Origin of the sequence: Klebsiella sp. RCJ4, assembly GCF_009025755.1 — a bacterium.
Lineage (GTDB): Bacteria > Pseudomonadota > Gammaproteobacteria > Enterobacterales > Enterobacteriaceae > Klebsiella > Klebsiella michiganensis.
The window spans coordinates 140,519-163,984 of sequence record NZ_WCIN01000043.1 but is presented as its reverse complement, the minus strand read 5'-3'; the positions used below and the strand labels follow the sequence as shown (position 1 = coordinate 163,984).

Here is a 23,466-nt window from a genome sequence, read left to right as displayed (position 1 = left end):
GAAGCGCCATCGGGCACCACCTTACAGCTGCTCGAGCGACAACAGCTCTTCAATGGTCTGGCGACGACGGATCAGCCGCGCTTTGCCGTTGTCGAACAGCACTTCCGGCAGCAGCGGACGGCTGTTGTAGTTAGAAGACATCGACGCGCCGTAAGCGCCGGTATCGTGCAGCACCAGATAATCCCCCGGCGCCACCGCTGGCAGCAGGCGGGTTTCCACTTTCCCTCCCTCCTGCTGGGTAAAGACATCGCCCGATTCGCACAGCGGCCCGGCCACTACGGTTTCCACCTTCGCCGCGGCGCGCAGATCGCGGCCGTCCGCGGCGAGAGCGGTAATATGGTGATAGCTGCCGTACATCGCCGGGCGCATCAAATCATTAAAACCGGCGTCAATCAGCACGAAGTGGCGGCTGCCCATCTCCTTCACGCTGCGAACCTGAGAAACCAGCACGCCGGACTCCGCCACCAGGAAGCGGCCCGGTTCGATCTCAAGCGCGACCGGATGGCCCAAATGTTTAGCGATCTGCTCGCGCGCCGCGTTCCACAGGCCGAAGTAGTGATCGGTATCGATCGCCTCTTCGTCGTCGTGATACGGGATCGACAGTCCGCCGCCGGCGGAGATCGCCTGCAGATCCTGCCCGAATTCAACAACCTGACGCACCATCGCGCCGCAGACCTGTTCCAGGTGACCATAGTCGACCCCAGAACCGATATGCATGTGAATCCCCACCAGCTGGAGCTGATAGCGACGCATCACTTCCAGCGCCGCCGTTAAATGGCTGTGCCAGATCCCGTGCTTGCTGTTCTCGCCGCCGGTATTGGTTTTTTGGCTGTGGCCGTGGCCGAAGCCCGGGTTAACCCGCAGCCAGACGCGGTGGCCCGGAGAGACTTCGCCCAGCTGGCTCAGCATATCAATTGAGCCGGCGTTGACCGGGATCTGCAGCTCTTTCACCCGCGCCAGGGTTGCATCGTCGATCAGATCGGCGGTAAAGACGATATCTTCCGGATGCTGATGCGGATCGTACCCGGCCGCCAGCGCGCGCTCGATCTCGCCCAGCGACACCGAATCCACCTTCACGCCCTGCTCGCGCATCAGGCGCAGAATGTGGATATTGGAGCAGGCCTTCTGCGCAAAACGCACCACGTCGAACTGGCTCAATTGGGCAATCTGGCGGCGGATAATCTGCGCGTCGTAAACCCAAACCGGGCAGCCGAATTCGGCGGGCAGACGCAGCAGGTTTTCTGCGCTCAGGTCGGTATCGGTAGCGTAAAGCGAGTGTGGCATAAGGAACTCCGGTGCTGTGTGTGCGTTATTTCTGTTTTTTACGATTACGCCACAGCGCGTACGCAATAAAAAATATCGTTTTATTGCCAGTCTATGCAAAAATGATATGGCTTGCGCCACTTAAGGAACCCCCATGCCCGCCGTCAACCTGCGTCATATTGAAATCTTTCATGCGGTGATGACCACCGGCAATCTGACCGAGGCCGCACGCATGCTGCATACCTCGCAGCCCACCGTCAGCCGCGAGCTGGCGCGTTTTGAAAAGGTGCTGGGGTTGACGCTGTTTTCCCGGACGCGCGGGCGCCTGCAGCCCACGGTCCAGGGGTTACGTCTGTTTGAAGAGGTCCAGCGCTCCTGGTACGGTCTGGACAGAATCGTCAGCGCCGCGGAAAGCCTGCGCGAGTTCCGCCAGGGCGAGCTGTCGATAGCCTGTCTGCCGGTCTTTTCGCAATCTTTTCTGCCCCCGCTGCTGCAATCCTTTTTAAGTCGTTATCCGCAGGTCAATATTCAGATAGTGCCGCAAGAATCACCGCTGCTGGAAGAGTGGCTGTCAGCCCAACGTCACGACCTTGGCATCACCGAAACACTGCATACCCCAGCCGGTACACAGCGAACCGAACTTCTCTGTCTTGATGAAGTTTGTGTTCTGCCTCCTGGCCACCCACTGGCCCAAAAATCGGCACTCACGCCGCAGGATTTTGAAGGCGAAAACTACATTAGTCTTTCCCGTACCGACAGCTATCGTCAGCTACTGGACTCGCTCTTTAATGAATATCAAGTAAAACGTCGCATGGTGATTGAAACCCACAGCGCCGCTTCTGTCTGTGCCATGGTTCGCGCTGGCGTGGGGATCTCAGTCGTGAATCCACTCACCGCAATGGACTACGCCAGTAGCGGAGTCGTTATCCGCCGATTTAGCGTTTCGGTTCCGTTTTCAGTCAATCTGGTGCACCCTTTACATCGCCCTTCATCTGCGCTGGTTGATGCATTTAGCAGCCATCTAATACACCAACTACCTGATATCATTGAATCTTATAACTGCTGGATAAATTTATAAATTCTTAAAAAACATATCGCATAGCTGGCTCAAAATATTTTGTTAATTTCTCACATGTTAAAAAATAATTAACAATATATTTAAAGCGTGTCAGCAGCACCGGCCATTCACGATCCCCCCCATCAGTTCATGACCATAAGTAAATTTCAAAACGAGCACATAATATTCAACCAATGGCGAAATATAGATATGCGTCATAATATTATTATAATGATATAATTCAACCCAAATGCATACATAAAATCGATAATTAAAGATAAACTGCATGTAGAATTAACTACAACTAATTTTATTTAAGAAAAACTTGAATATAATATTTATCGACCCCCCCCATTATGGATGATGGATCCCATGAAGATGAAATACACATTTGCACTTCCTTTACTTATGACTCTGAGCACAGTCATCTCTCCAGCGGCGCATGCAACCGGAATGACCCCAGAATTTTCTGTATTACTCATTAATACCGATGATAATGGTGCCAGTATGAACGTTAAAAATACGGATGATAAGGCCGCGCTCCTTTACACCACGATAACCGATATTGCAGGGCCTCAGAATAAAAACACAAAACTCATTGCAACACAGCCAATTGTTCGTGTTGAGGCTGGAGAAACTCAGCGTGTACGTTTTGTGCTGGATATTCAGACTCCCTTTACCGTTGAACAATATAAACGTGTTTCGTTTGAGGGCATCCAGCAGGCAAAACCGGCGGGTGCTAAGTTAATTACAGCTACAATTCGCCAGACGATTCCAGTGATCATTCGCCCAAAGAACGTACCTGACTACACCACCCCATGGGATAAATTAGTCTGGAAAAAGACAGGAAATACACTCACTGTAAATAACCCGAGCCCTTATGTCGTTCGCCTGTCGCAAAAAATCTCCACCGTTCCTTCCGGTAGTAAAGGTATGTTACGCAACACCTGGTTACTGCCGGGTGAAACCGAAACTATAAAAATGGATAAAGGTGTTACTGACAGCCAAATAAAAATATCTCCAGCATCCCGTTTCGGTATTATGGTACAGGATTACATTGCCACTATTAAAAATAACTAATTCGCTGTTATTTCAGAGCATGCATTGCCGTTTCTGCTCTGGCTCAAATGGAATTGTGCTTTATGAAAAACAGATTTTATTCGGGTGCATACCTGTATCCACTTATTGTCTTCTCTTCTTGCACGTTTGCTGGAAAATTTCCTGAATCATTATCAGGCAGGGTCAGCTCATCAAATATGGTTCTTGCCAGCTTCGATATTACCACGTTGAAAAATCGTGGTATATCCCCTGAAGTCGCTGAGTATTTCGCCCACGGAGCACGTTTTTCGCCGGGGATGCAAAAAGTCAGCCTGACGCTGAATGGTGATGAAAAGGGCGATATCTCGCTGTTCTTCAATAAATCAGGTGAGCCTTGCTTTGACAAAGAATTTAACGATTTCGTCGGATTAAAAGAGCCAGATAAAGTGACAGACAATGACGATAAATCGGATGCACGCGTCTGCTATGACTATACTGCAACCTGGCCGGATTCGGTCATTAAGCTGGACCCCGGTCAGGAAAGAGTCGCTCTCATCGTGCCCGGTAATGCATTGGATAATCGTAATAAACCGAAAAACTATCAAACTGGTGGTAGTGCTGCACTGCTGAACTACAACGTATTCACCAGCCAGAGCCGGTACAGTGGTGGTAACTCTAACTATAACCAGGGGACGTTTGAGGCTGGGTTCAACGTCGCCGACTGGCTAGCCCGTAGCCAGGTGATTGTCACTGATTCCAATGGCGAACAAGACAGCAGCGTACTGTATGGCTACGTTCAGCGAACCTTTAGCGGTATTGAAAAGACGCTCCAGGCCGGGGCGATTAACATCCAGAGCACACCGTTTAGCTTATCCGGGATAAACGGTGTGCAGCTTACGCCAGAAACCGCGTTAAACGGAGAATTGGGTAGTGGTATCACAGTATCCGGCATTGCCCGCAGCGATCAGGCTCGTGTAGAAATTCGTCAGAACGGCGTATTGATTATGTCCACGCTGGTTCCGGCCGGGCCCTTTACGCTTAACGATGTCCCCATTGCCAACAACAATACAGATTTATTGGTCGAGGTTAAAGAGACCAACGGTTCATCCAGCCAGTTCACCGTGCCTGCGGCCAATTTAGTCGGTGCCCGTCTGCGTGCGCCGCAGGGATGGGCATTCGCTGGCGGTACGCTGCGTGATATCGACACAAAGCATGACAAACCGTGGATATTAACGGTATCCAACGGCTGGCAGATTGCACAGGAAATCAATCTCAGCGCAGGGGTTATGACAGCGGAAAAATACCAGTCTCTCGCCGCCAGTACTAACTTTGTGCCATCAAAATCGCTGTCATTTTATGGCACGACGCTTGGCGCGTGGGATCAGCGCAACGATCATTCCGGAAATCAGTTTCAATTGGGGATGAACTACCGACTCCCCTGGGACTTTTCCGTCAACCTGTCAGGCACCCACAATACGGCCGGATTCCGCACGTTGCTCGACACTCTTCAGGATGAAGATGACGTCACAGGCATAAAAAATAGCTATAGCGCATCATTAAGCTGGTCACATGCTTATGTCGGCTCGTTGTCATTTTCCCTGTCACAATCTCAGGGATTTGATAACAACAGTGATTCCCGCCAGTTCATGCTGAACTGGGGAAAAACTTTCAGATATGCCACTGTAAACACCAGTTGGCAGCATGCGTTAAGTACACCCGATACTGACAATAACGATAGCTACCATGACAACGACACCTTCTACGTCAGCATCAACATCCCGTTTGGTCGCCACAATGTACAGAGCTATATGCGTGACGATGGCGAGAAAACCCGTTACGGCCTGCAGGCCAACGGCCCGTTAAGTCAGAACTCATACTACAACGTCACAGCAGAAAAAGGCGACGACGACAATGATAAATACGTTGCGGCAGGATTCAGTTCCAACATGCACTACACCTCGTTGAACCTGAACGCGTCGAAAACTGGCGATGATTTTAAAAATTACTCAGCCAATATATCCGGCGGCATTGTCGCGCATAGTCAGGGCGTGACGTTCTCACCGTATGCCGTTGATGACACCTTTAGTATCATTTCATTGAATGACAACGTCTCCGGCGTAGAGGTTTCAACACCACAGGGACCGGTATGGACCGATTTCTGGGGCCAGGCAGTATCTGCCTCCGCCCCGGTTTACAGAGTAAATACCCTACAAATAAACACCGAGACTCTGCCGAAAAATATCGACATCAATAATGGGATAAAGAAACTAACGCCGGGACATGGTTCAGTTACCCAGGTTAATTTTGGGGTGATTAAAGTACGACGCGCCATGCTAACTCTGCATATGCCAGACGGTAAACCGATCCCGAAAGGCGAAACGCTGGTTGACGCTAAAAATCAGTATGTCACCACCGCAGTGGAAGACGGAGTGGTCTTTATCAACGATGTAGATGCCACGCCGGAAATTTACGCCAATGTCGATCAGCAAGGCCATCAATGCCGTGTGCAATTCACGCTGGATGAGCAGAACAGTGAACAGAGTTTTTATCAAAAAGCTGATGCAACGTGCCAACCGTAAAAATGGGGTTAATGATGAATAAACTACCTTCCGCACTGCTGGTATTCGGATTAAGCACCAGTGGTTGTGTACTGGCGGACTATACCGACTGTAACGTGCAAATTGCGCCTGCCAGCCAAAATTACGGAAGAATTCATAAAGATGAATTGAATTTTACTGCAACAGATAAAGGACAGGCTGCTGCGTTAAATAAACGACAGGCCCAGTTATCAGTTATCTGTCCACAGAAAGAAGCGTTCGACATTTCATTCCTTGGTAGTATGACCAGCAACGGCGATCTGACGTTCTCGGATACCGGCAAAGTCATGTTAACGATAAGTAATATATCTTCTGACGAAGGAGCATTATTTATAAAAAGGATTTCAGGAAAAGATATTAGCACCGAATCCGTATCCTCACTGCAAATATACATGGGAGATAAAGTAAAACCTGCCGATGCAAGCGGAAATACCGTATCGATGCAAAATTTCACAGCAACACTCAATATCGAACCGTGGGTAGCCAAAAGCACTTACAGCGATTTAGCGAACGATAAAACACTGGAAGGGAATTTAACTGTTCGTATTGAACAACCGTAATAACTATTTCCAATAATCGAAATATTATTACGGTGAATAATATGAACCGTTAATCAACAAAAGTGATCACTTAAAATGGAGTTTATTATGCAATTTAAAAAACTGTCACTTGCCGCAGGAGTTTTTGGCTCTTTTCTGGCAACGGCATTTACCGCACATGCTGGTACCAGCGCCACCATGACCATCAGCGGTATCGTCACCCCATCAGCCTGCTCGATTGCCCTGACCGGTGGTGGCACGCTGGATTTTGGCCCGGTTCATGTTGATGCCCTGCCATCCAGCGGCACCTATACAATGACCCCAAAGACCATTGATACCGTCGTTGACTGCAAGGATACCGAGCAGGCCGTGGCGATAAGCTTTGTCGATAACCGCAAAGATTCTGTCGCCATCCACTCTGATGAAGGCACCGATGCCAACACCGCTTTCGGCCTCGGCACAGCGGATAGCATCAATATCGGCTCTTACGGCATTAAAATCAGCAAGGTGACCGCGGAGTCCACTGAAGGTAGCCTGCTTTCCAGCACCGGCAAAGCCATGACCGATACCTGGAGCGCACTCTCTTCCGATACCTTTGTCAATAACGGTACCAGCCCACAGTACATCACCTACACCGACGCGGGCGGTAACGCCCCGGTTGCGAAGAAGAACTACACCTTCACCCTGCAGGTTACACCGTCTATCAGCAGCGATATGAAGGCCATCACCAGCACCGCCGAGTTTGACGGTAACACCACCATCAATATCGATTACATGTAAGGGAAGAAACAATGAAAACAGGAATGTTTAAATACTCTCTGCTGGCGGCCACAATGGCTTTTTCCGGGCTGACAATGGCGGTGAGTCCATCCGCAACACTGCTGGTAAAAGGCCAGGTTTCTACCGGTACCTGCACCGCGACATTGTCCACGCCAAATATTGACCTGGGAACGATCAGTACCGATAAACTACCAGCGACTGGGTCATATTTTGTAAAAGATACCACTACCAAACTTGTTGTCGACTGCACCAGCCCGTTAAAATACCAAATATCAATGACCGATAATCGCAGTGACAGCGCGGTTTCAGCATCGGATCTTGGGATTATGTCGAGTGGAGCTGCTACAACGATTATGGGATTGGGAAAAACCGCAGATGGCAGTAAAAACATTGGCGGTTATTTTTTGTCATTCATCGAAGACGGTAGTAACAGCGCAGTAAATGGTAGCACCAGCTTATCAGTTACCCGCATTGGTAGAACAACTGCATCAGACTCCGATTGGAAAGTACTACCAGACGCTGCTGGTACTAATACTTATCATTACGCAATGAGTCCACTAAACAACGCCGCAGGTGGCATTGGTAATGTCGGTTATATCGCTTTTTCAAGTACAGGTGATGCTGTGCCTGGAGCTTCCACATCGGCTACATTTGCTCTGCTGTCCAGATTCTATCTTTCCAGTGAATTACAATCAATCACCGACCAGGAACAGATTGACGGCAGCGTGACCTTCAATCTTGATTACCTGTAATCGGTAACAGTGTTTAAGCCGGGAGGAATTCTCCCGGCTTTTCATAAACCCCTGACGTCTTTACTGCCGCTTCCTTGAGCTGGTTTGGCCAGGTCTAAAAAGCATCTAAAATTGGGCTAACCATGCGCTTTCCAGCCCTCAGCATCAGGAAAGCATAAACTCCACCGCGTCCGCCGCGTGGATCGCGGCCGTATCAAACACCGGCAGCGGGCTGCTCTCTTCCGGCACCAGCAGGCCGATTTCGGTACAGCCGAAAATCACCCCTTCCGCCCCCTGCTCCGCCAGGGCCTCGATGACCTGAAGATAGTAGTCGCGTGAATGCTCGCTAAAGACGCCGAGGCACAGTTCATCAAAAATGATCTGGTTAATCCGCGTGCGATCGTCAGCTTCCGGAATCAGCGTATCAATAGCAAACTGCTGCTGCAGGCGGCCGCGATAAAAATCCTGTTCCATGGTATAGCGCGTGCCTAATAGCGCAACGCGGCGCTGGCCCTTTGCGATAATCGCTCGTCCGGTAGCGTCGGCAATATGCAAAAACGGCACGTCGCAGCGCGTTTCTATCGCCTGCGCGACTTTATGCATGGTGTTGGTACACAGGACGATCCCCTCGGCGCCCGCCTGCTGCAGGCCGGCCGCCGCCTGGGCGAGGATCTCGCCCGCGCGCTGCCAGTCGCCGCTTGACTGGCAGGCTTCAATTTCGTGGAAATCCACGCTGTGCAGCAGCAGGCTGGCGGAGTGCAGGCCGCCGAGGCGCGCTTTAATACCTTCGTTAATCAGCCGGTAGTAAGGAATCGTCGATTCCCAGCTCATGCCGCCTAACAGACCAATCGTTTTCATCATCCCTCCTTGTGTGAGGTTTTCAGTAAAACAAAGTTGTGATCGACTTTCCACTTCTCCCGACGATCGTTTCCTTTTAGAAGATTATGCGATAGATTAAATGAAACATTGTTTCATTTAATTACAGGACCAGCGGATGTTTATTTTTCATAAAGAGACCACCCTTGAAGATCTGGGCAATGGCGTCACCCGCCGCATCCTTGCGCACGATGGCAAGATGATGGCGGTTGAAGTGAACTTCGAAGCGGGCGCTATCGGGCCGATGCATAATCACCCGCACGAGCAGCTCACCTATGTGCTCTCCGGCGAGTTTGAGTTCACCATCGGTGATGAAAAGCACGTAGTCAGCGCCGGCGATACGCTCTATAAGAAGCCGGAAATTATGCACGGCTGCGTCTGCCTTAAGCCGGGCACGCTTCTTGATACCTTTACCCCCGTTCGTCAGGATTTTCTGCAAAAGTAATCTCTCCTGCCCCAGGGCATGCCAGGCATGCCCACCATTTTCTGAACTTTTCCGCTAATAATAATTGTCATAAAGTATGTCGTAGCATAATGATTAGCAGAGCAATTAATCCCGCCTGAATAGCCTCACTGCGCCTGCCGCTCATCCTTTTCTATGACCTGGCCTCCTGCAAAATGCGCGCGCCAGCACCTTTTTGAAACATCGTTTCGACTTTGATCACATTTCCGCGATCAACCGAATGACTCCGTAATAAATAGCAATAAAATAAAATTAAAACGGCGTTTTACAAAATCAGGACGCTGGGTAAGACAAAATCAAAAAACAGATGTTCTCCAGGGACGACAAGCGCGCAAAAACGCTCAACACACGCACCGTTAACAAGGAATGATTCACCGCTGACATACCAGGAACGCATTAACTTTCCGGCGGCATGGGCCGCGGGAAAGGCAGTAACCCCGAATCCGTATTACAAACTCGTAAGCCAGGTAGGTATGTATGAATGAAAACAGAATGCTGGGATTGGCATGGATATCCCCCTATATCATAGGGTTGATAGTCTTTACCGCCTTTCCCTTTGTTTCATCTTTCTTCCTCAGTTTCACTGAGTACGATTTGATGAGTCCACCGGTGTTTAACGGCATCGAAAACTATCGCTACATGCTGACCGAAGATGGCCTCTTCTGGAAATCGATGGGCGTGACGTTTGCGTATGTCTTTTTAACCATCCCGTTAAAACTGGCTTTCGCGCTGGGGATCGCTTTTGTCCTCAACTTTAAGCTGCGCGGCATCGGTTTTTTCCGTACCGCCTACTATATCCCGTCCATTCTCGGTAGCTCGGTGGCGATCGCCGTTCTGTGGCGCGCGCTGTTTGCTATCGACGGCCTGCTGAACAGCTTTATCGGCGTACTTGGCTTCGACCCGGTCAACTGGCTCGGCGAGCCCTCGCTGGCGCTGATGTCCGTCACCCTGCTGCGCGTCTGGCAGTTCGGTTCGGCGATGGTCATCTTCCTTGCGGCGCTACAGAACGTTCCGCAATCACAATATGAAGCGGCGATGATCGATGGCGCGTCAAAATGGCAGATGTTTATGAAGGTCACGGTGCCGCTAATCACGCCGGTGATTTTCTTCAACTTCATCATGCAGACCACTCAGGCGTTCCAGGAGTTTACCGGCCCGTACGTCATCACCGGCGGCGGCCCTACCTACTCCACCTATCTGTTCTCGCTCTATATCTACGACACCGCCTTTAAGTACTTCGATATGGGCTACGGCGCGGCGCTGGCATGGGTGCTGTTCCTGGTGGTCGCGGTCTTTGCCGCCATTGCGTTTAAGTCTTCAAAATATTGGGTGTTCTACTCCGCCGATAAGGGAGGCAAAAATGGCTGATATCCAACAAATCTCTGAAGCAAGGGACATCGCCGAACGTGAAGTCGCGCGGACGCTGCGTCGTGAAAAAGTCAGCCGCTCGATTCGCTACGTGATCCTGCTGTTCGTCGGCCTGCTGATGCTCTACCCGCTGGTATGGATGTTCTCGGCGTCGTTCAAACCGAACCACGAGATCTTCACCACCCTGAGCCTGTGGCCTGCCCACGCGACCTGGGATGGCTTTATCAACGGCTGGAAAACCGGCACCGAGTACAACTTCGGCCACTACATGCTGAACACCTTCAAGTATGTGATCCCGAAAGTGCTACTGACCATTATCTCCTCCACCATCGTGGCCTACGGCTTTGCCCGCTTCGAGATCCCGTGGAAGAAATTCTGGTTCGCCACGCTGATCACCACCATGCTCCTGCCGAGCACCGTACTGCTGATCCCGCAGTACCTGATGTTCCGTGAAATGGGCATGCTGAACAGCTATCTGCCGCTGTACCTGCCGCTGGCCTTCGCCACTCAGGGGTTCTTCGTCTTCATGCTGATTCAGTTCCTGCGCGGCGTTCCGCGCGACATGGAAGAAGCGGCGCAGATTGACGGCTGCAACTCCATTCAGGTGCTGTGGTACGTGGTGGTGCCAATTCTGAAACCGGCGATTATCTCGGTGGCGCTGTTCCAGTTCATGTGGTCCATGAACGACTTTATCGGTCCGCTGATTTACGTCTACAGCGTGGATAAATACCCCATCGCGCTGGCGCTGAAAATGTCCATCGACGTCACGGAAGGCGCTCCGTGGAACGAAATTCTGGCAATGGCGAGCATCTCCATTCTGCCGTCCATCATCGTGTTCTTCCTGGCACAACGCTACTTCGTACAGGGCGTTACCAGCAGCGGAATTAAAGGTTAAGAGGGAAATATCATGGCTGAAGTTATTTTCAACAAACTGGAAAAAGTCTACTCCAACGGCTTCAAGGCGGTACATGGTATCGATCTGAAAATCGCGGACGGCGAGTTTATGGTTATCGTTGGGCCGTCCGGCTGCGCCAAATCCACTACCCTGCGCATGCTGGCCGGTCTGGAAACCATCAGCGGCGGCGAAGTGCGGATCGGCGAGAAAATCGTGAATAACCTCGCGCCAAAAGCGCGCGGCATTGCGATGGTTTTCCAGAACTACGCGCTCTATCCGCATATGACGGTGCGCGAAAACCTCGCCTTCGGCCTGAAGCTGAGCAAGCTGCCAAAAGACCAGATTGAGGCCCAGGTAAACGAAGCGGCGAAAATCCTTGAGCTGGAAGAGCTGCTGGACCGCCTGCCGCGTCAGCTCTCCGGCGGCCAGGCCCAGCGCGTAGCGGTTGGCCGCGCGATTGTGAAGAAACCGGATGTGTTCCTGTTCGATGAACCGCTCTCTAACCTTGACGCCAAGCTGCGCGCCTCGATGCGCATCCGTATTTCCGACCTGCATAAGCAGCTGAAGAAATCCGGTAAACCGGCGACCACCGTGTACGTTACCCACGATCAGACCGAAGCGATGACCATGGGCGACCGCATCTGCGTGATGAAGCTAGGCCATATCATGCAGGTGGATACCCCGGACAACCTCTATCACAAGCCGAAAAACATGTTTGTGGCCGGGTTTATCGGCGCGCCGGAGATGAATATTCGTCCCAGCAAGCTGGTTGAGCAAGCGGGTCGCCTGCATCTGACCGTTGGCGACGGGCTGCTGCCGCTAAACGACAGATTGCAGAGTAAGGTCGAGACCCATAAGAACCAGCAGGTGTTCTTTGGCGTCCGCCCGGAGTTCGTCTCCATCTCCGATGAACCGTTTGCTGAAGGCTCCTGCGCCGGTGAAATGGTGCGGGTGGAAAACATGGGCCATGAATTCTTCGTCTACCTGAAGGTTGCCGATTATGAACTGACCGCCCGCGTGCCTTCCGATGAAGCGAAGCCAATGATTGAGAAAGGGCTTCATCGCACGGTGCATTTCAAGTTCGATCTCAACAAATGTCATATCTTTGATGCCAAAACTGAACAGAACATCTCTCTGTGAACCCTGGAGTATTAAAATGAAAAAAGTGCTTTTAAGCGCCGCAATCTCCGCAACTTTGGGCCTTACCGCGTTACCTTCCATGGCGAAGGATGTCGACCTGCGTATGTCATGGTGGGGCGGCAACGGCCGTCACCAGGTGACCCTGAAGGCGCTGGAAGAGTTTCATAAACAAAACCCGGATATTAATGTTAAAGCGGAATATACCGGCTGGGATGGCCATCTTTCGCGCCTGACCACGCAAATCGCCGGCGGCACGGAGCCGGACGTGATGCAAACTAACTGGAACTGGCTGCCGATCTTCTCGAAAAACGGCGAAGGCTTCTACGATCTGAATAAGATGAAGGACGTAATCGACCTGAGCCAGTTTGATGCCAAAGAGCTGCAAACCACCACGGTGGACGGCAAGCTTAACGGTATCCCTATTTCCGTCACCGCTCGCGTGTTCTACTTCAACGACGAGACCTGGAAAAAAGCCGGCGTCGAGTACCCGAAAACCTGGGACGAGCTGATGGCGGCGGGTAAAACCTTTGAGAGCAAGCTGGGTAAACAGTATTACCCGGTGGTGCTGGAGCACCAGGACACCCTGGCGCTGCTCAATTCATATATGATTCAGAAGTACAACCAGCCGGCTATCGACGAAAAAACCAAGAAATTCTCCTACAGCAAAGAGCAGTGGGTCGAATTCTTCCAGATGTATAAAAAGCTTATCGACAGCCACGTCATGCCGGACACCAAGTACTATGCCTCGTTCGGTAAGAGCAACATGTATGAAATGAAGCCGTGGATTCAGGGCGAGTGGGCGGGGACCTATATGTGGAACTCCACCATAAACAAATACTCCGACAACCTGAAGCCGCCGGCGAAGCTGGAGCTGGGCAGCTATCCGATGCTGCCGGGCGCCACCGACGCGGGTCTGTTCTTTAAACCTGCGCAGATGCTCTCCATTGGTAAATCCACCAAAAATCCGGAAGCGGCGGCGAAGGTGATCAACTTCCTGCTGAACAGCAAAGAAGGCGTTGAGACGCTGGGCCTTGAGCGCGGCGTGCCGCTGAGCAAAGTCGCGGTGCAATACCTGACCGAAAACGGCGCGATCAAAGAGGACGATCCGGCGGTATCAGGCCTGCGCCTGGCGCAGTCCCTGCCGGCCAAACTCTCGGTGTCGCCATACTTTGATGACCCGCAGATCGTCGCCCAGTTCGGCACCTCTCTGCAGTACATCGACTACGGGCAGAAAACCGTAGAAGAGACGGCAATTGACTTCCAGCGTCAGTCTGACCGCATCCTGCGCCGCGCGATGCGCTAACAACCCGTTATCGGTCCCTACCCCGCAGCTCCGGCTGCGGGGTATTTTTTTAGCAAGGAGTGAATGAATCATGAAAGGCAAAATCATCCCGCTGAGCTTTCTGCATACGCAGGACAGCGAAACCGGTCACCAGGTGATCCGGATGACGCCACCGCATGTTATCTGCCACCGCAACTACTTCTATCAAAAATGCTTTACCCGGGACGGCAGCAAGCTGATTTTCGGCGGCGCGTTTGAAGGCCACTGGAACTACTATTTACTCGATATCGCCAGGCAGCAGGCCACCCAGCTCACCGACGGGCCGGGCGATAACACCTTTGGCGGTTTCCTTTCCGCCGACGACCGGTCGCTGTGGTACGTGAAAAATAACCAGCAGCTGCGCCGTGTGGATCTGGCCTCGCTGGAGGAGCAGGTGGTATATCAGGTGGATGACCAATGGGTGGCCTACGGGACCTGGGTCGCCAATAGCGATTGCAGCCAGATGGTGGGTATCGAAATCAAAAAAAGCGACTGGCAGCCGCTGACCGACTGGGGCAAGTTCCGCGCATTCTACTTCACCGAGCCGGAGTGCCGGCTGATTAATATCGACCTGCGCAGCGGCGAGCAGCGCGTGGTATTGCAGGAAAAACGCTGGCTCGGCCACCCGATTTACCGCCCGTTTGATGACGGCACCATCGCCTTCTGCCACGAAGGCCCGCGCGATGCTATCGATGCCCGAATGTGGCTTATCAACGCTGACGGCAGCCATATGCGCAAGGTTCGCCAGCACCGGTCGGGAGAGAGCTTTACCCACGAATTCTGGGTGCCGGATGGTTCCGCGCTTTACTATGTCGCGCATCAGGAAAACGATCCGCATCGCTATCTGTACCGCGCCGACCCGGCAACGCTGGAAAATCGCCAGCTGATGGCCATTCCTCCCTGCTCACATCTGATGAGCAATCACGATGGCACCCTGGTGGTCGGCGACGGCGCGCCGCACAGCACCGGCGATATACAGCTTAACGATCCGTTTATCTGGGTGTTTGATATTGCCGCCGATAAGCAGACTGCGGTGTGCCGCCACGACTCCACCTGGAAAGTGATTGAAGGCGAGCGCCAGGCGACGCATCCACATCCGTCATTTTCACCGGATAACCGCTGGGTGCTGTTTACCTCCGATAAAGAGGGTATGCCGGCGCTGTATCTGGCAGAGGTGTAGTGATTCGGCAACGTCCCGGCTCGCGCGGTGCTTAGCCGGGCTACATGTTCACTGCCGTCTGCGATCCGGTAGCCCGGACAGATGCGTACCATCGCCTCCGGGAGATTATGCCTCTCTGCGCGCAGCTCCCGGGGGCGGCGCAAAGCGCCTGCCCGGGCTACTGCCGTCTGAGTTCCGGTAGCCCGGGTAAGGCATTTACGCCGCGACCCGGGAAGACCGTCAGAAGAAATATTTAAACCGCACCCGCGCACCGTAGCGTTCATCGGTGTTGCCGCTTTTCATCGCCGATGAATCGAGCCATGACGCATAGGCCCCGAGATAAATATTAAAGTTCGGCATATCCATAATATTCGGCAGATGCCATGAGGTATGAATGGTGTGAATGTCGTAGCGCCCCGGCGCCAGAATCGCGCAGTCGCTATCACACTCCGCGTTGACGCCGGACATATTAAACTGGTCGATTTTGTTATGCGCATAGATATAGCCCAGCTCCACGCGATGCCATAACGCATTGATACCGGCGCTGAAATCCTTTTCATCCGCCGCGTCCAGATACGCGGTGCTTAAGTTCACCACCGCCCCGTCCTCGGCATCGGTTTTCAGCGTGTTCCAGCTCATCGTCATGCCGTAGCCGGTGCGGCTGGACTGATCGACCCAACGTCCATTCTGATTCTCATAACCGTAAGCATTATTAACGAGGTTACTCTCCATCGCTGCCGCCACCGACCAGGCGCCGGATTGCCAGGCCGCGACCGGACGCACGTAAACCACATTTTTACGGTTATCCAGCGCGTTGCCGTGATAATTCTGGTCCACGAACAGCGAGCTGCCGTCCTCCACCAGCGTATTCACCTCAAAATACCAGTTATCGAGATTTTTACTCAGCAGGAAGTTGCCGCCGCTGCTGCTGCGTCCGCGCCCCTCTTTCATCATATAAATATAGCCGTAGCCGTCGCTATACAGATCGTTCGCCGTGTTGCCGGAATATTCAACAAACGTATCCTGATTTAGCGGGAACATATCGTAGGCTTCGAAGCGACCGATTTTAATTTTCCAGTCATCCTGCTGACCAAAGAAAAAGGCCGCATCATCAAGATTCATTTTACCGTTCATATCCGCCAGCGGCTGCACGCTGAATCCGGCATATTTACCGTTAGCCCCTTTGCGTAATCCATCAAAGCCCAGAAGAATACGACCGTTAATATCCCAGCGCTCTTTATCTCCCGGCGCCCAGTTTTTATTGGCGCTGGTTTTCACCGACGTCAGGCTACCGGTGCGGCTGGCGCCGTCCATATTAAACTCAACATCGCCATAGAATTTTAATTCACCATAATCATTAAGTTGTAAAGCGGGTTTAGCCGGTGCGGCGCTGGCCACCGTCGTCGCTGGCGCCTCCTGTTTTTTTAGCGCGCGGATTTCCGCCTCCGCGCTGGCCGCCCGCTGCTCTGTCGCCTTTAGCCGTTGTTCCATTTGTGCCAGTCGCTCCTCAAGGGATAACGGCGCCTGAGCATTAGCCAGAGGGGTAAATAAAGACGTCAGAACACACCCGACCCAGATTTTATTCATCGGAATAACCCTTTATTATTTAGTTAAATAGTATTTTTTATTTATGGGTAAAGCTCGACGACAGTGACAATAATAACCCGCCCATCGTCGAAGACGGGTTATTAACAACTATTCAGTAAAACTTATTCCAGCTGCCAGGCGCCGGCTTCGGTTAAATACGCCGAACCGTTCCAGGCAAATAAAGCCAATTCGCGACGATCGGCATCCGGATATATACGGCTGCTAAGACAGGCCTCGCCATCATTAACAAACACTTCGACGGAAGAGCTATCGAAGAATATCCTTAGCTTCAGATCGGCGCCTTCGTTCAACGGGACGCTGCGGGTGCCGCACAGGCCATACTGCGGATAGTGCCGCTCGAGCACCAGGCGCTGCATCTGCGCATCCACGTAAACGCGCAGACCTTCGCCGAAGCTGAGGCCATACTGCTCGGCGCTGCTGTTCAGGCCATCCCAGTGCAGGATCACCTCCATCGCTTCGCAGTTCTCCACCATCGTGGTCTGCTGGTTTTTCAGGGTCGTCACCGGCCACGGGAAGCTGGCGCCGCGCATGCTCTCGACCTCTTTCGCCGGGCGCATCTGCAGTCGATTATCCGCGCTCAGGCTCAGTTCACGCGGCAGCGACAGCATGCCTGCCCAGCCATCCTGCTGCTCCGGCAGCGGCGACTCCCACATATCCAGCCAGCCGATGACAATGCGGCGGCCGTCGGGAGTGAGGAAGCTTTGCGGGGCATAAAAGTCGTGGCCGTGATCCATTTCCACAAACTCGCCCTCACGCACAAACGCCTGCCCCGGCCGCCATTCACCGAGCAGATAGCCGCTCTGGAACAGGTTGCGGTTTTGATAGCCTTTAGCCGCCAGCCCCTGCGGAGAGAACATCAGAATATGCTTGCCGTTGAGGGCGAAGAAATCCGGGCATTCCCACATGTAGCCCATCTCTTTTTCCGCCTCGTCAAGGACGCCGGCGTCCTGCCACTGGCGCAGATCGGCGGAACGATACAGCCGCACCTGGCCGGTGTCGCCATCGCGAGCGCCGACGATCATGTACCAGCTGTCCCCTTCTCGCCACACTTTCGGGTCGCGGAAATGGTGCATGCCCGGCGGGGTGTCGACCACGATCCCCTGGCGCTCGAAGTGAATCCCGTCGCGGCTGGTGGCCAGACATTGCACCTGATAAAGGTTGGCTTCATCGCTGGGATCGCCATGAAATTTATGCCCGGTATAAATCAATGCCAGCGTATCGCCATCCACCACCGCGGAGCCGGAGAAGCAGCCGTCTTTATCCTCGGGGCCTTCCGGGGCCAGCGCCACCGGCAGATGTTCCCAGTGCACCAGATCTTTACTGCGCGTGTGACCCCAGTGCATCGGCCCCCATTTGGTGGAGTACGGATGGTGCTGGTAAAACGCGTGGTACCAGCCGTCAAACCAGACCAGGCCATTGGGATCGTTGATCCAGCCCGCGCGGGCGGCCAGGTGATAGCGCGGATACCAGCGCAGGTTCAGCTGTTCATGTTTAGCCTGCAGTTCTTGCTCAGCCCGGGAAATTGAATACGTCATATTCATTACTCTTTTGATTCAGATAGCGGAAGTTTGCGGCATTAGCGGGTCCGAAGAGGACTTACTGGAGCGCAACAAGAAGATGGAGATAAAGGTGGTGCAGAACACCAGCAGTCCCATAATCAGATAGGACTGGGCGAAGCCGTATTTCTCATAGCTATAGCCAGCGAGCGGCGACAGAACCGTCGCGATAACCGAGCTGGTGCAGGCAAAGCCGACCAGATACAGCGTGGATGAAAGACGCTTGTCGAAGTTTAAGCTGTTGTATTTAAAGATAGATACCAGCAATACCGGCAGCTCGACGGCGTGGAGCAGCTTGGTGATGGAGATCAGCAGCGGCCCCTCCACCAGCCCGGAAGCCACCATACGCATGGCCATCACCATTCCGGCGAAGATCAGGCCGTTTTTCGCGCCGACGCGGTTAACCAGCCACGGCGCGCAGAACATACCGGCGGCTTCCAGGAACACCTGGAACGAGTTCAGGTAGCCGTACATCGCGTTGCCTTCCTGCAGGGTCGGGAACTGGGAAGAGAAGTAGACCGGGAACTGCTGGTCATAAACGCCGTAGATGCAGGTGCCGATGACGAAGAAGACCAGCGCCCAAAAGCGCGGCAGGGTCAGCAGACGCAGGGCGTCTTCCAGCGTGACTTTACCGCCGGATACCGCCTCCTGCATGGCATGCGGCGCGGAAGAGACCCGCAGTCGCGCCAGTAGGAAAAAAAAGACCAGTCCGGAGCAGCTGGCCACCGCGAAGTTTAAGTGCGGGTTAATGTTGAACAACAAACCGGCGAAGAAGGTCGCCACCGCCCAGCCCAGCGAGCCCCACATCCGCGCCTTGCCGAATTCAAACTGGCTCTGGCGCGCGACGCGCTCGGTGTAGGATTCCAGCACGCCGATACCGCCGTTGAAGGTCAGTCCGATATAAATCCCGCCGAAGATGCTGCCGAGTAAGACGTTAATTTTGAGGAGGTAGCCAAACGCCATATAGGCCGGGCCGGAGAGGATCAGCAGTACGGTGATGTACCAGAGCAAATTTTTACGCAGGCCGAGTTTGTCCTGAATAAAGCCGTAGCACACCTGCGCGAAAAGCGCGGAGACGGAAAGCACCGAGAAGATAATTCCCGTATCCCCCGGCTTAAGTCCCACTTCCTGATGTAGCCAGATAGAGAGCAGCGAACCTGAAGAGGACCAGGTCACGAAAAAGAAAAAGAGTAACGCACTGAGTAACGGATAGCTGTGAGAGTGATGCGCTTTCATCATGACATTCTCATGTTGGAGTAATGCTATTATGGTAACGTTAACAAAAAGCGAAACTCACTTCGTTTTGTTGAGATTCATGATGTTAATCACAAAAGTTAACGTTAACATAAAAGGGATGAGATCTCGATCAAATATTCATCTTCTTCGCTCGCGCTACGTGTACGATAGAATATTGTATGATCCTTTTACATCAGTAACTTAGTTGACCCCGCTGCTGGCGGCAAGGGTGGAGCACTTAATATGGCATCTCTGAAGGATGTAGCAAAGCTGGCGAATGTCTCGCTAATGACGGTCTCCCGGGCGCTTAATAGCCCGGAAAGGCTCAAGCCGGAGACCCTGGCTCGGGTCCAGGCGGCTATCGAAGAGACCAACTACGTCCCCGACCTGTCGGCGAAGAAAATCCGCGGCGCTCACGCGACGCCAAACACCATCGGAGTACTGGCGCTGGATACTGTCACCACGCCGTTCTCGGTGGAGATTACGCTCTCCATCGAAGAGACCGCGCGGGCGCACGGCTGGAACAGCTTCGTGGTCAACATGTTCTCTGACGATAGCCCGGACGCTATCGTCGACCTGCTGCTCTCCCATCGTCCGGACGGCATTATCTACACCACGATGGGTCTGCGTCAGGTACCGCTACCGGCCAAGCTGTTAACCCTCCCCTGCGTGCTGGCCAACTGCGAAAGCCTGCACGACCCGGTGGCCAGCTATATCCCGGACGACGAACAGGGTCAGTATACGGCGGTACAGGCTCTGCTGGCCGCGGGCTATCGCCGGCCGCTGTGCCTGCATCTGCCGGCGAATCATCTGGCCACCGTCCGCCGCCGTCAGGGGCTGGAACGCGCCTGCCGGGAAGCGGGTGTTGACCCGGATACGCTCGCTCACTGCTATATGGCCTACGGCGATGAGCACTATCGCGATATTCCCGCAGTCGTGCTGGCCCATATTCAACAGCGCAAGCCGCAGTTCGACTCGGTGATTTGCGGCAACGACCGCATCGCGTTTATGGTCTATCAGACGCTGCTGGCGCGCGGGCTGCGTATTCCGCAGGATGTGGCGGTGGTGGGTTATGACAATATGGTGGGGATTGGCGATCTGTTTTTCCCGTCGCTCTCAACGGTGCAGCTACCGCACTATGATATCGGGCGCCTGAGCGCCCAGCACATTATTAACGGCGACAGCCATCGGGAGACGGTAAAAGTAGCCAGCCCGTGGCTGCCGCGCGAGTCGTTATAATTAATTGCCGATATTGCGCAGCTTCTCGCCGGACATCAGCCTGCGTTCAATATGCTCCAGGGTGACGTTTTTGGTTTCCGGGATCAGCCAGAACGTCACGCCGATAAAGGCGACGTTCAGCGCGGTGTAAAGCCAGAAGGTTCCTGCCGCGCCGATCGCGTCCAGCAGCGTCAGGAAGGTCGCGCCGATAATCATGTTCGACACCCAGTTGGTGGTGGTTGAGCAGGTGATGCCGAAATCGCGGCACTTCAGCGGCTGAATTTCCGAACACAGGATCCACACCACCGGCGCGGCGCTCATCGCATAGCCGGCGATACACATCATGGTCATCCCCACCGACAGCCAGGAGAGACCGCTGGAGGCGGTGCCGTTATCAAACTGCATCAGACAGTAGCCCAGCACCAGCGTGCCGATGGCCATCACGCTAAAACCGATTTTCAGCGCCGGCTTACGTCCGGCCTTATCGACGGTAAAGACGGCGATAAAGGTAGCGAACATAAAGGTCAGGCCAACCACCAGGGTCGCGACCATCTGCTGTTCGGTGGTGGTGAAGCCCGCCATTTTAAAGATGCGCGGCGCGTAGTACATGATGATATTCATACCGGTAAACTGCTGCATCGCCTGCAACAGCATGCCGAGGAATACCGCCCGCCGCACGTTGCGGTTGACCTTAAACAGCGCCCAGCCGCCCTGCTTCAGCTTCAGGCTTTCGCGGATCTCGTTGAGCTCGTCACGGGCTTTTTCTGACGTGTCGCGCAGCATCCGCAGCACCTCTTCCGCTTCCACGTGACGCCCTTTTTCCGCCAGCCAGCGCGGGCTGTTCGGCAGGAAGATCACCAGAACAATCAGCACCACCGCCGGCAGCGCCAGTACGCCAAGCATCGCCCGCCAGTTGCCGCTATAGCTGAACGCGGTGTCGGAGAGAAACGCCATCACGATACCCAGCGTCACCATCAGCTGATACATGCTGATCATCTTGCCGCGCACGTTTTCGCTCGCCATTTCCGACAGGTACAGCGGCGCGGTATAAGAGGCGATCCCCACGGCGACCCCGAGAACGATCCTTGCCACCAGCAGCATTTCGACGCTGGTCGCAAACGCGGAGCCCACGGAGCCGGCAACGAACAGCACCGCGCCCACCATCAGGCTGTATTTGCGCCCGAGGCGGAAAGAGAGCCAGCCGTTAAATAACGCGCCGATGGCGGCTCCCAGCATCATGCTGCTCACCACCCACTCCTGCAGGCGGCTGGATAAAACAAAATGGTCGGTAATAAAGGGCAGCGCCCCGGCAATCACCCCGATATCGAGGCCAAACAGCAACCCTGCCACCGCGGCGGCAATGGAGACAAACTGATTCATGCGCCGGGTATCGCGCTGCGTACGCGGCATGGTTGTAGAGTCGTGACTGAGAGTGGTCATTTTTTTCCTGCCAGACGAAGTAAGACATACGATGAAACTACGGGATCGGCGGCGTAAGGTGTCAGGCAGGACACGCCAAAGATATGGATTAAGTTGCTACAGGCAATGGTTTTGTGATGGACATTCAACTTTCAGAAGAGCAGAAAATAAGCATTTCATCTTCAACAACCCCTGTTACATATAGATACTTACCTCAAAAACAAATAAACCATATGGACTATTTCAGTTTCATCATATGGACAATTGTTATTCAGACATAAAAAAACCCTGCCGAAGCAGGGTTCTATTTTGCGCTGATAACGCGGCAAATATTAGCGCGCCAGCCAGCCGCCATCCACCGCGACGGTGTAGCCATTGATGTAGTCAGAAGCGCTGGAGGCCAGGAAGACCACCGGCCCCATCAGGTCGCTCGGCAGACCCCAGCGTCCCGCCGGGATACGGTCGAGGATCTCGCTGCTGCGCTGTTCGTCGGCGCGCAGCTGCTGGGTATTGTTGGTCGCCATATAGCCCGGCGCCAGCGCGTTGACGTTGATGCCGTGCTTCGCCCACTCGTTCGCCAGCAGACGAGTCACGCCCATCACCGCGCTTTTTGACGCCGTGTAGGAAGGTACGCGGATCCCGCCCTGGAAAGAGAGCATTGAGGCAATATTGATAATCTTGCCGCCGGTACCCTGGGCAATAAAGTGCTTCGCCGCCGCCTGAGACATAAAGAACACGCTCTTAATGTTCAGGTTCATCACGTCGTCCCAGTTTTTCTCGCTGAATTCGATCGCGTCTTCGCGACGGATCAGGCCGGCGTTGTTAACCAGGATGTCGATATGGCCGAACTCCGCCACCGCGCGCTCCAGCAGCTGCGGGATACCGTCAATCTGGCGCAGATCGGCGGTCAGGCTGAGAAAACGACGGCCCAGCGCCGTAACGCGCTCAATAGTTTCCGTCGGTTCAACAATATTGATACCCACGATATCGCAACCGGCTTCCGCCAGGCCCACCGCCATGCCCTGGCCCAGACCCGTATCACAACCGCTCACCACGGCTACTTTGCCCTGCAGGGAGAATGCGTCGAGAATCATACTTGGTTCCTTAATCTTTCAGAGCCTGTGTAGGTACAGGCAAGGTTCTGATAGTCCAGCCTGCGGCTTGTGCAGACCCTTATGGTTTGAAGAACTCGCAGGGATTGC

At 53.6% G+C, this 23,466-nt stretch carries 20 protein-coding genes; 13 read left to right on the top strand and 7 right to left on the bottom strand.

Annotated features, from left to right (window positions below; translation table 11 throughout):
- Positions 1-21: 21 nt before the first annotated feature.
- Positions 22-1,284 carry a diaminopimelate decarboxylase gene (gene lysA, locus F8562_RS23640; protein WP_014839437.1) on the bottom strand — a complete coding sequence of 421 codons (1,263 nt, stop codon included), beginning with the start codon at positions 1,282-1,284 and terminating at the stop codon, positions 22-24.
- 133 nt (positions 1,285-1,417) lie between these two features.
- On the opposite strand from lysA, the gene F8562_RS23635 reads away from it, so the two are divergent.
- From F8562_RS23635 to F8562_RS23610, 6 genes are all read left to right on the top strand, one after another.
- Entirely contained in the window at positions 1,418-2,341 is a 924-nt protein-coding gene (locus F8562_RS23635; RefSeq protein WP_014226671.1) for a LysR family transcriptional regulator, read from the top strand.
- A 357-nt stretch (positions 2,342-2,698) separates the two neighbouring features.
- Positions 2,699-3,400, top strand: coding sequence for a fimbria/pilus chaperone family protein (locus F8562_RS23630; protein ID WP_032720188.1), 702 nt, complete (start codon positions 2,699-2,701; stop codon positions 3,398-3,400).
- A gap of 62 nt (positions 3,401-3,462) precedes the next feature.
- Entirely contained in the window at positions 3,463-5,937 is a 2,475-nt protein-coding gene (locus F8562_RS23625; RefSeq protein WP_224256558.1) for a fimbrial biogenesis usher protein, read from the top strand.
- Between the two features lie 11 nt (positions 5,938-5,948).
- The gene (locus F8562_RS23620; protein WP_124235026.1) at positions 5,949-6,515 is read left to right on the top strand and encodes a hypothetical protein; all 567 of its coding nucleotides are present in this window, start codon (positions 5,949-5,951) and stop codon (positions 6,513-6,515) included.
- An 87-nt stretch (positions 6,516-6,602) separates the two neighbouring features.
- Positions 6,603-7,274: a DUF1120 domain-containing protein gene (locus F8562_RS23615; RefSeq protein ID WP_014839441.1), complete on the top strand. Its 672-nt coding sequence runs from the start codon at positions 6,603-6,605 to the stop codon at positions 7,272-7,274.
- A gap of 11 nt (positions 7,275-7,285) precedes the next feature.
- Entirely contained in the window at positions 7,286-8,026 is a 741-nt protein-coding gene (locus F8562_RS23610) for a DUF1120 domain-containing protein (protein ID WP_032720136.1), read from the top strand.
- Positions 8,027-8,170: 144 nt separating this feature from the next.
- Here the strand turns inward: F8562_RS23610 and F8562_RS23605 are convergent, their stop codons facing one another.
- Complete coding sequence (locus tag F8562_RS23605; protein ID WP_014226678.1) at positions 8,171-8,863, bottom strand: aspartate/glutamate racemase; 693 nt, start codon at positions 8,861-8,863, stop codon at positions 8,171-8,173.
- A 136-nt stretch (positions 8,864-8,999) separates the two neighbouring features.
- On the opposite strand from F8562_RS23605, the gene F8562_RS23600 reads away from it, so the two are divergent.
- From F8562_RS23600 to F8562_RS23575, 6 genes are all read left to right on the top strand, one after another.
- Complete coding sequence (locus tag F8562_RS23600) at positions 9,000-9,326, top strand: cupin domain-containing protein (RefSeq protein WP_004853896.1); 327 nt, start codon at positions 9,000-9,002, stop codon at positions 9,324-9,326.
- Between the two features lie 495 nt (positions 9,327-9,821).
- The gene (locus F8562_RS23595; RefSeq protein ID WP_014226679.1) at positions 9,822-10,712 is read left to right on the top strand and encodes a carbohydrate ABC transporter permease; all 891 of its coding nucleotides are present in this window, start codon (positions 9,822-9,824) and stop codon (positions 10,710-10,712) included.
- On the top strand, positions 10,705-11,607 hold the full coding sequence (locus F8562_RS23590) for a carbohydrate ABC transporter permease (RefSeq protein ID WP_014226680.1): 903 nt from the start codon (positions 10,705-10,707) through the stop codon (positions 11,605-11,607). Before F8562_RS23595 ends, F8562_RS23590 begins: the two co-directional genes overlap by 8 nt.
- Positions 11,608-11,619: 12 nt before the next feature.
- On the top strand, positions 11,620-12,747 hold the full coding sequence (locus F8562_RS23585; protein WP_014226681.1) for an ABC transporter ATP-binding protein: 1,128 nt from the start codon (positions 11,620-11,622) through the stop codon (positions 12,745-12,747).
- Positions 12,748-12,763: 16 nt separating this feature from the next.
- Positions 12,764-14,050, top strand: coding sequence for an ABC transporter substrate-binding protein (locus F8562_RS23580; RefSeq protein ID WP_004105307.1), 1,287 nt, complete (start codon positions 12,764-12,766; stop codon positions 14,048-14,050).
- Positions 14,051-14,120: 70 nt separating this feature from the next.
- Positions 14,121-15,248 carry an oligogalacturonate lyase family protein gene (locus F8562_RS23575; protein WP_014226682.1) on the top strand — a complete coding sequence of 376 codons (1,128 nt, stop codon included), beginning with the start codon at positions 14,121-14,123 and terminating at the stop codon, positions 15,246-15,248.
- Positions 15,249-15,467: 219 nt separating this feature from the next.
- Here F8562_RS23575 and F8562_RS23570 read toward each other — a convergent pair whose 3' ends face one another.
- The 3 genes from F8562_RS23570 to F8562_RS23560 form a co-directional block, all read right to left on the bottom strand.
- Positions 15,468-16,814 (bottom strand): carbohydrate porin, encoded by a 1,347-nt coding sequence (locus tag F8562_RS23570; protein ID WP_014226683.1) that lies wholly within the window; start codon positions 16,812-16,814, stop codon positions 15,468-15,470.
- A 122-nt stretch (positions 16,815-16,936) separates the two neighbouring features.
- On the bottom strand, positions 16,937-18,370 hold the full coding sequence (locus F8562_RS23565) for a glycoside hydrolase family 32 protein (protein WP_179294843.1): 1,434 nt from the start codon (positions 18,368-18,370) through the stop codon (positions 16,937-16,939).
- A gap of 18 nt (positions 18,371-18,388) precedes the next feature.
- Positions 18,389-19,630 carry an MFS transporter gene (locus F8562_RS23560; RefSeq protein WP_014226685.1) on the bottom strand — a complete coding sequence of 414 codons (1,242 nt, stop codon included), beginning with the start codon at positions 19,628-19,630 and terminating at the stop codon, positions 18,389-18,391.
- A gap of 240 nt (positions 19,631-19,870) precedes the next feature.
- Between F8562_RS23560 and F8562_RS23555 the strand changes: the two genes are divergently transcribed.
- Entirely contained in the window at positions 19,871-20,866 is a 996-nt protein-coding gene (locus F8562_RS23555) for a LacI family DNA-binding transcriptional regulator (RefSeq protein ID WP_014226686.1), read from the top strand.
- Here F8562_RS23555 and F8562_RS23550 read toward each other — a convergent pair whose 3' ends face one another.
- Together F8562_RS23550 and kduD are read right to left on the bottom strand one after the other, a co-directional pair.
- Positions 20,867-22,285: a sugar porter family MFS transporter gene (locus tag F8562_RS23550; RefSeq protein WP_094909269.1), complete on the bottom strand. Its 1,419-nt coding sequence runs from the start codon at positions 22,283-22,285 to the stop codon at positions 20,867-20,869.
- Positions 22,286-22,596: 311 nt separating this feature from the next.
- Positions 22,597-23,358 carry a 2-dehydro-3-deoxy-D-gluconate 5-dehydrogenase KduD gene (kduD, locus tag F8562_RS23545; protein ID WP_004124661.1) on the bottom strand — a complete coding sequence of 254 codons (762 nt, stop codon included), beginning with the start codon at positions 23,356-23,358 and terminating at the stop codon, positions 22,597-22,599.
- Positions 23,359-23,466: the final 108 nt, after the last annotated feature.

Bases quoted from the DNA above. Each gene is read 5' to 3' on its own strand.
- lysA (WP_014839437.1), bottom strand. From the start codon at position 1,284: ATGCCACACTCGCTTTACGCTACCGATACCGACCTGAGCGCAGAAAAC.
- F8562_RS23635 (WP_014226671.1), top strand. From the start codon at position 1,418: ATGCCCGCCGTCAACCTGCGTCATATTGAAATCTTTCATGCGGTGATG.
- F8562_RS23630 (WP_032720188.1), top strand. From the start codon at position 2,699: ATGAAATACACATTTGCACTTCCTTTACTTATGACTCTGAGCACAGTC.
- F8562_RS23625 (WP_224256558.1), top strand. From the start codon at position 3,463: ATGAAAAACAGATTTTATTCGGGTGCATACCTGTATCCACTTATTGTC.
- F8562_RS23620 (WP_124235026.1), top strand. From the start codon at position 5,949: ATGATGAATAAACTACCTTCCGCACTGCTGGTATTCGGATTAAGCACC.
- F8562_RS23615 (WP_014839441.1), top strand. From the start codon at position 6,603: ATGCAATTTAAAAAACTGTCACTTGCCGCAGGAGTTTTTGGCTCTTTT.
- F8562_RS23610 (WP_032720136.1), top strand. From the start codon at position 7,286: ATGAAAACAGGAATGTTTAAATACTCTCTGCTGGCGGCCACAATGGCT.
- F8562_RS23605 (WP_014226678.1), bottom strand. From the start codon at position 8,863: ATGAAAACGATTGGTCTGTTAGGCGGCATGAGCTGGGAATCGACGATT.
- F8562_RS23600 (WP_004853896.1), top strand. From the start codon at position 9,000: ATGTTTATTTTTCATAAAGAGACCACCCTTGAAGATCTGGGCAATGGC.
- F8562_RS23595 (WP_014226679.1), top strand. From the start codon at position 9,822: ATGAATGAAAACAGAATGCTGGGATTGGCATGGATATCCCCCTATATC.
- F8562_RS23590 (WP_014226680.1), top strand. From the start codon at position 10,705: ATGGCTGATATCCAACAAATCTCTGAAGCAAGGGACATCGCCGAACGT.
- F8562_RS23585 (WP_014226681.1), top strand. From the start codon at position 11,620: ATGGCTGAAGTTATTTTCAACAAACTGGAAAAAGTCTACTCCAACGGC.
- F8562_RS23580 (WP_004105307.1), top strand. From the start codon at position 12,764: ATGAAAAAAGTGCTTTTAAGCGCCGCAATCTCCGCAACTTTGGGCCTT.
- F8562_RS23575 (WP_014226682.1), top strand. From the start codon at position 14,121: ATGAAAGGCAAAATCATCCCGCTGAGCTTTCTGCATACGCAGGACAGC.
- F8562_RS23570 (WP_014226683.1), bottom strand. From the start codon at position 16,814: ATGAATAAAATCTGGGTCGGGTGTGTTCTGACGTCTTTATTTACCCCT.
- F8562_RS23565 (WP_179294843.1), bottom strand. From the start codon at position 18,370: ATGACGTATTCAATTTCCCGGGCTGAGCAAGAACTGCAGGCTAAACAT.
- F8562_RS23560 (WP_014226685.1), bottom strand. From the start codon at position 19,630: ATGATGAAAGCGCATCACTCTCACAGCTATCCGTTACTCAGTGCGTTA.
- F8562_RS23555 (WP_014226686.1), top strand. From the start codon at position 19,871: ATGGCATCTCTGAAGGATGTAGCAAAGCTGGCGAATGTCTCGCTAATG.
- F8562_RS23550 (WP_094909269.1), bottom strand. From the start codon at position 22,285: ATGACCACTCTCAGTCACGACTCTACAACCATGCCGCGTACGCAGCGC.
- kduD (WP_004124661.1), bottom strand. From the start codon at position 23,358: ATGATTCTCGACGCATTCTCCCTGCAGGGCAAAGTAGCCGTGGTGAGC.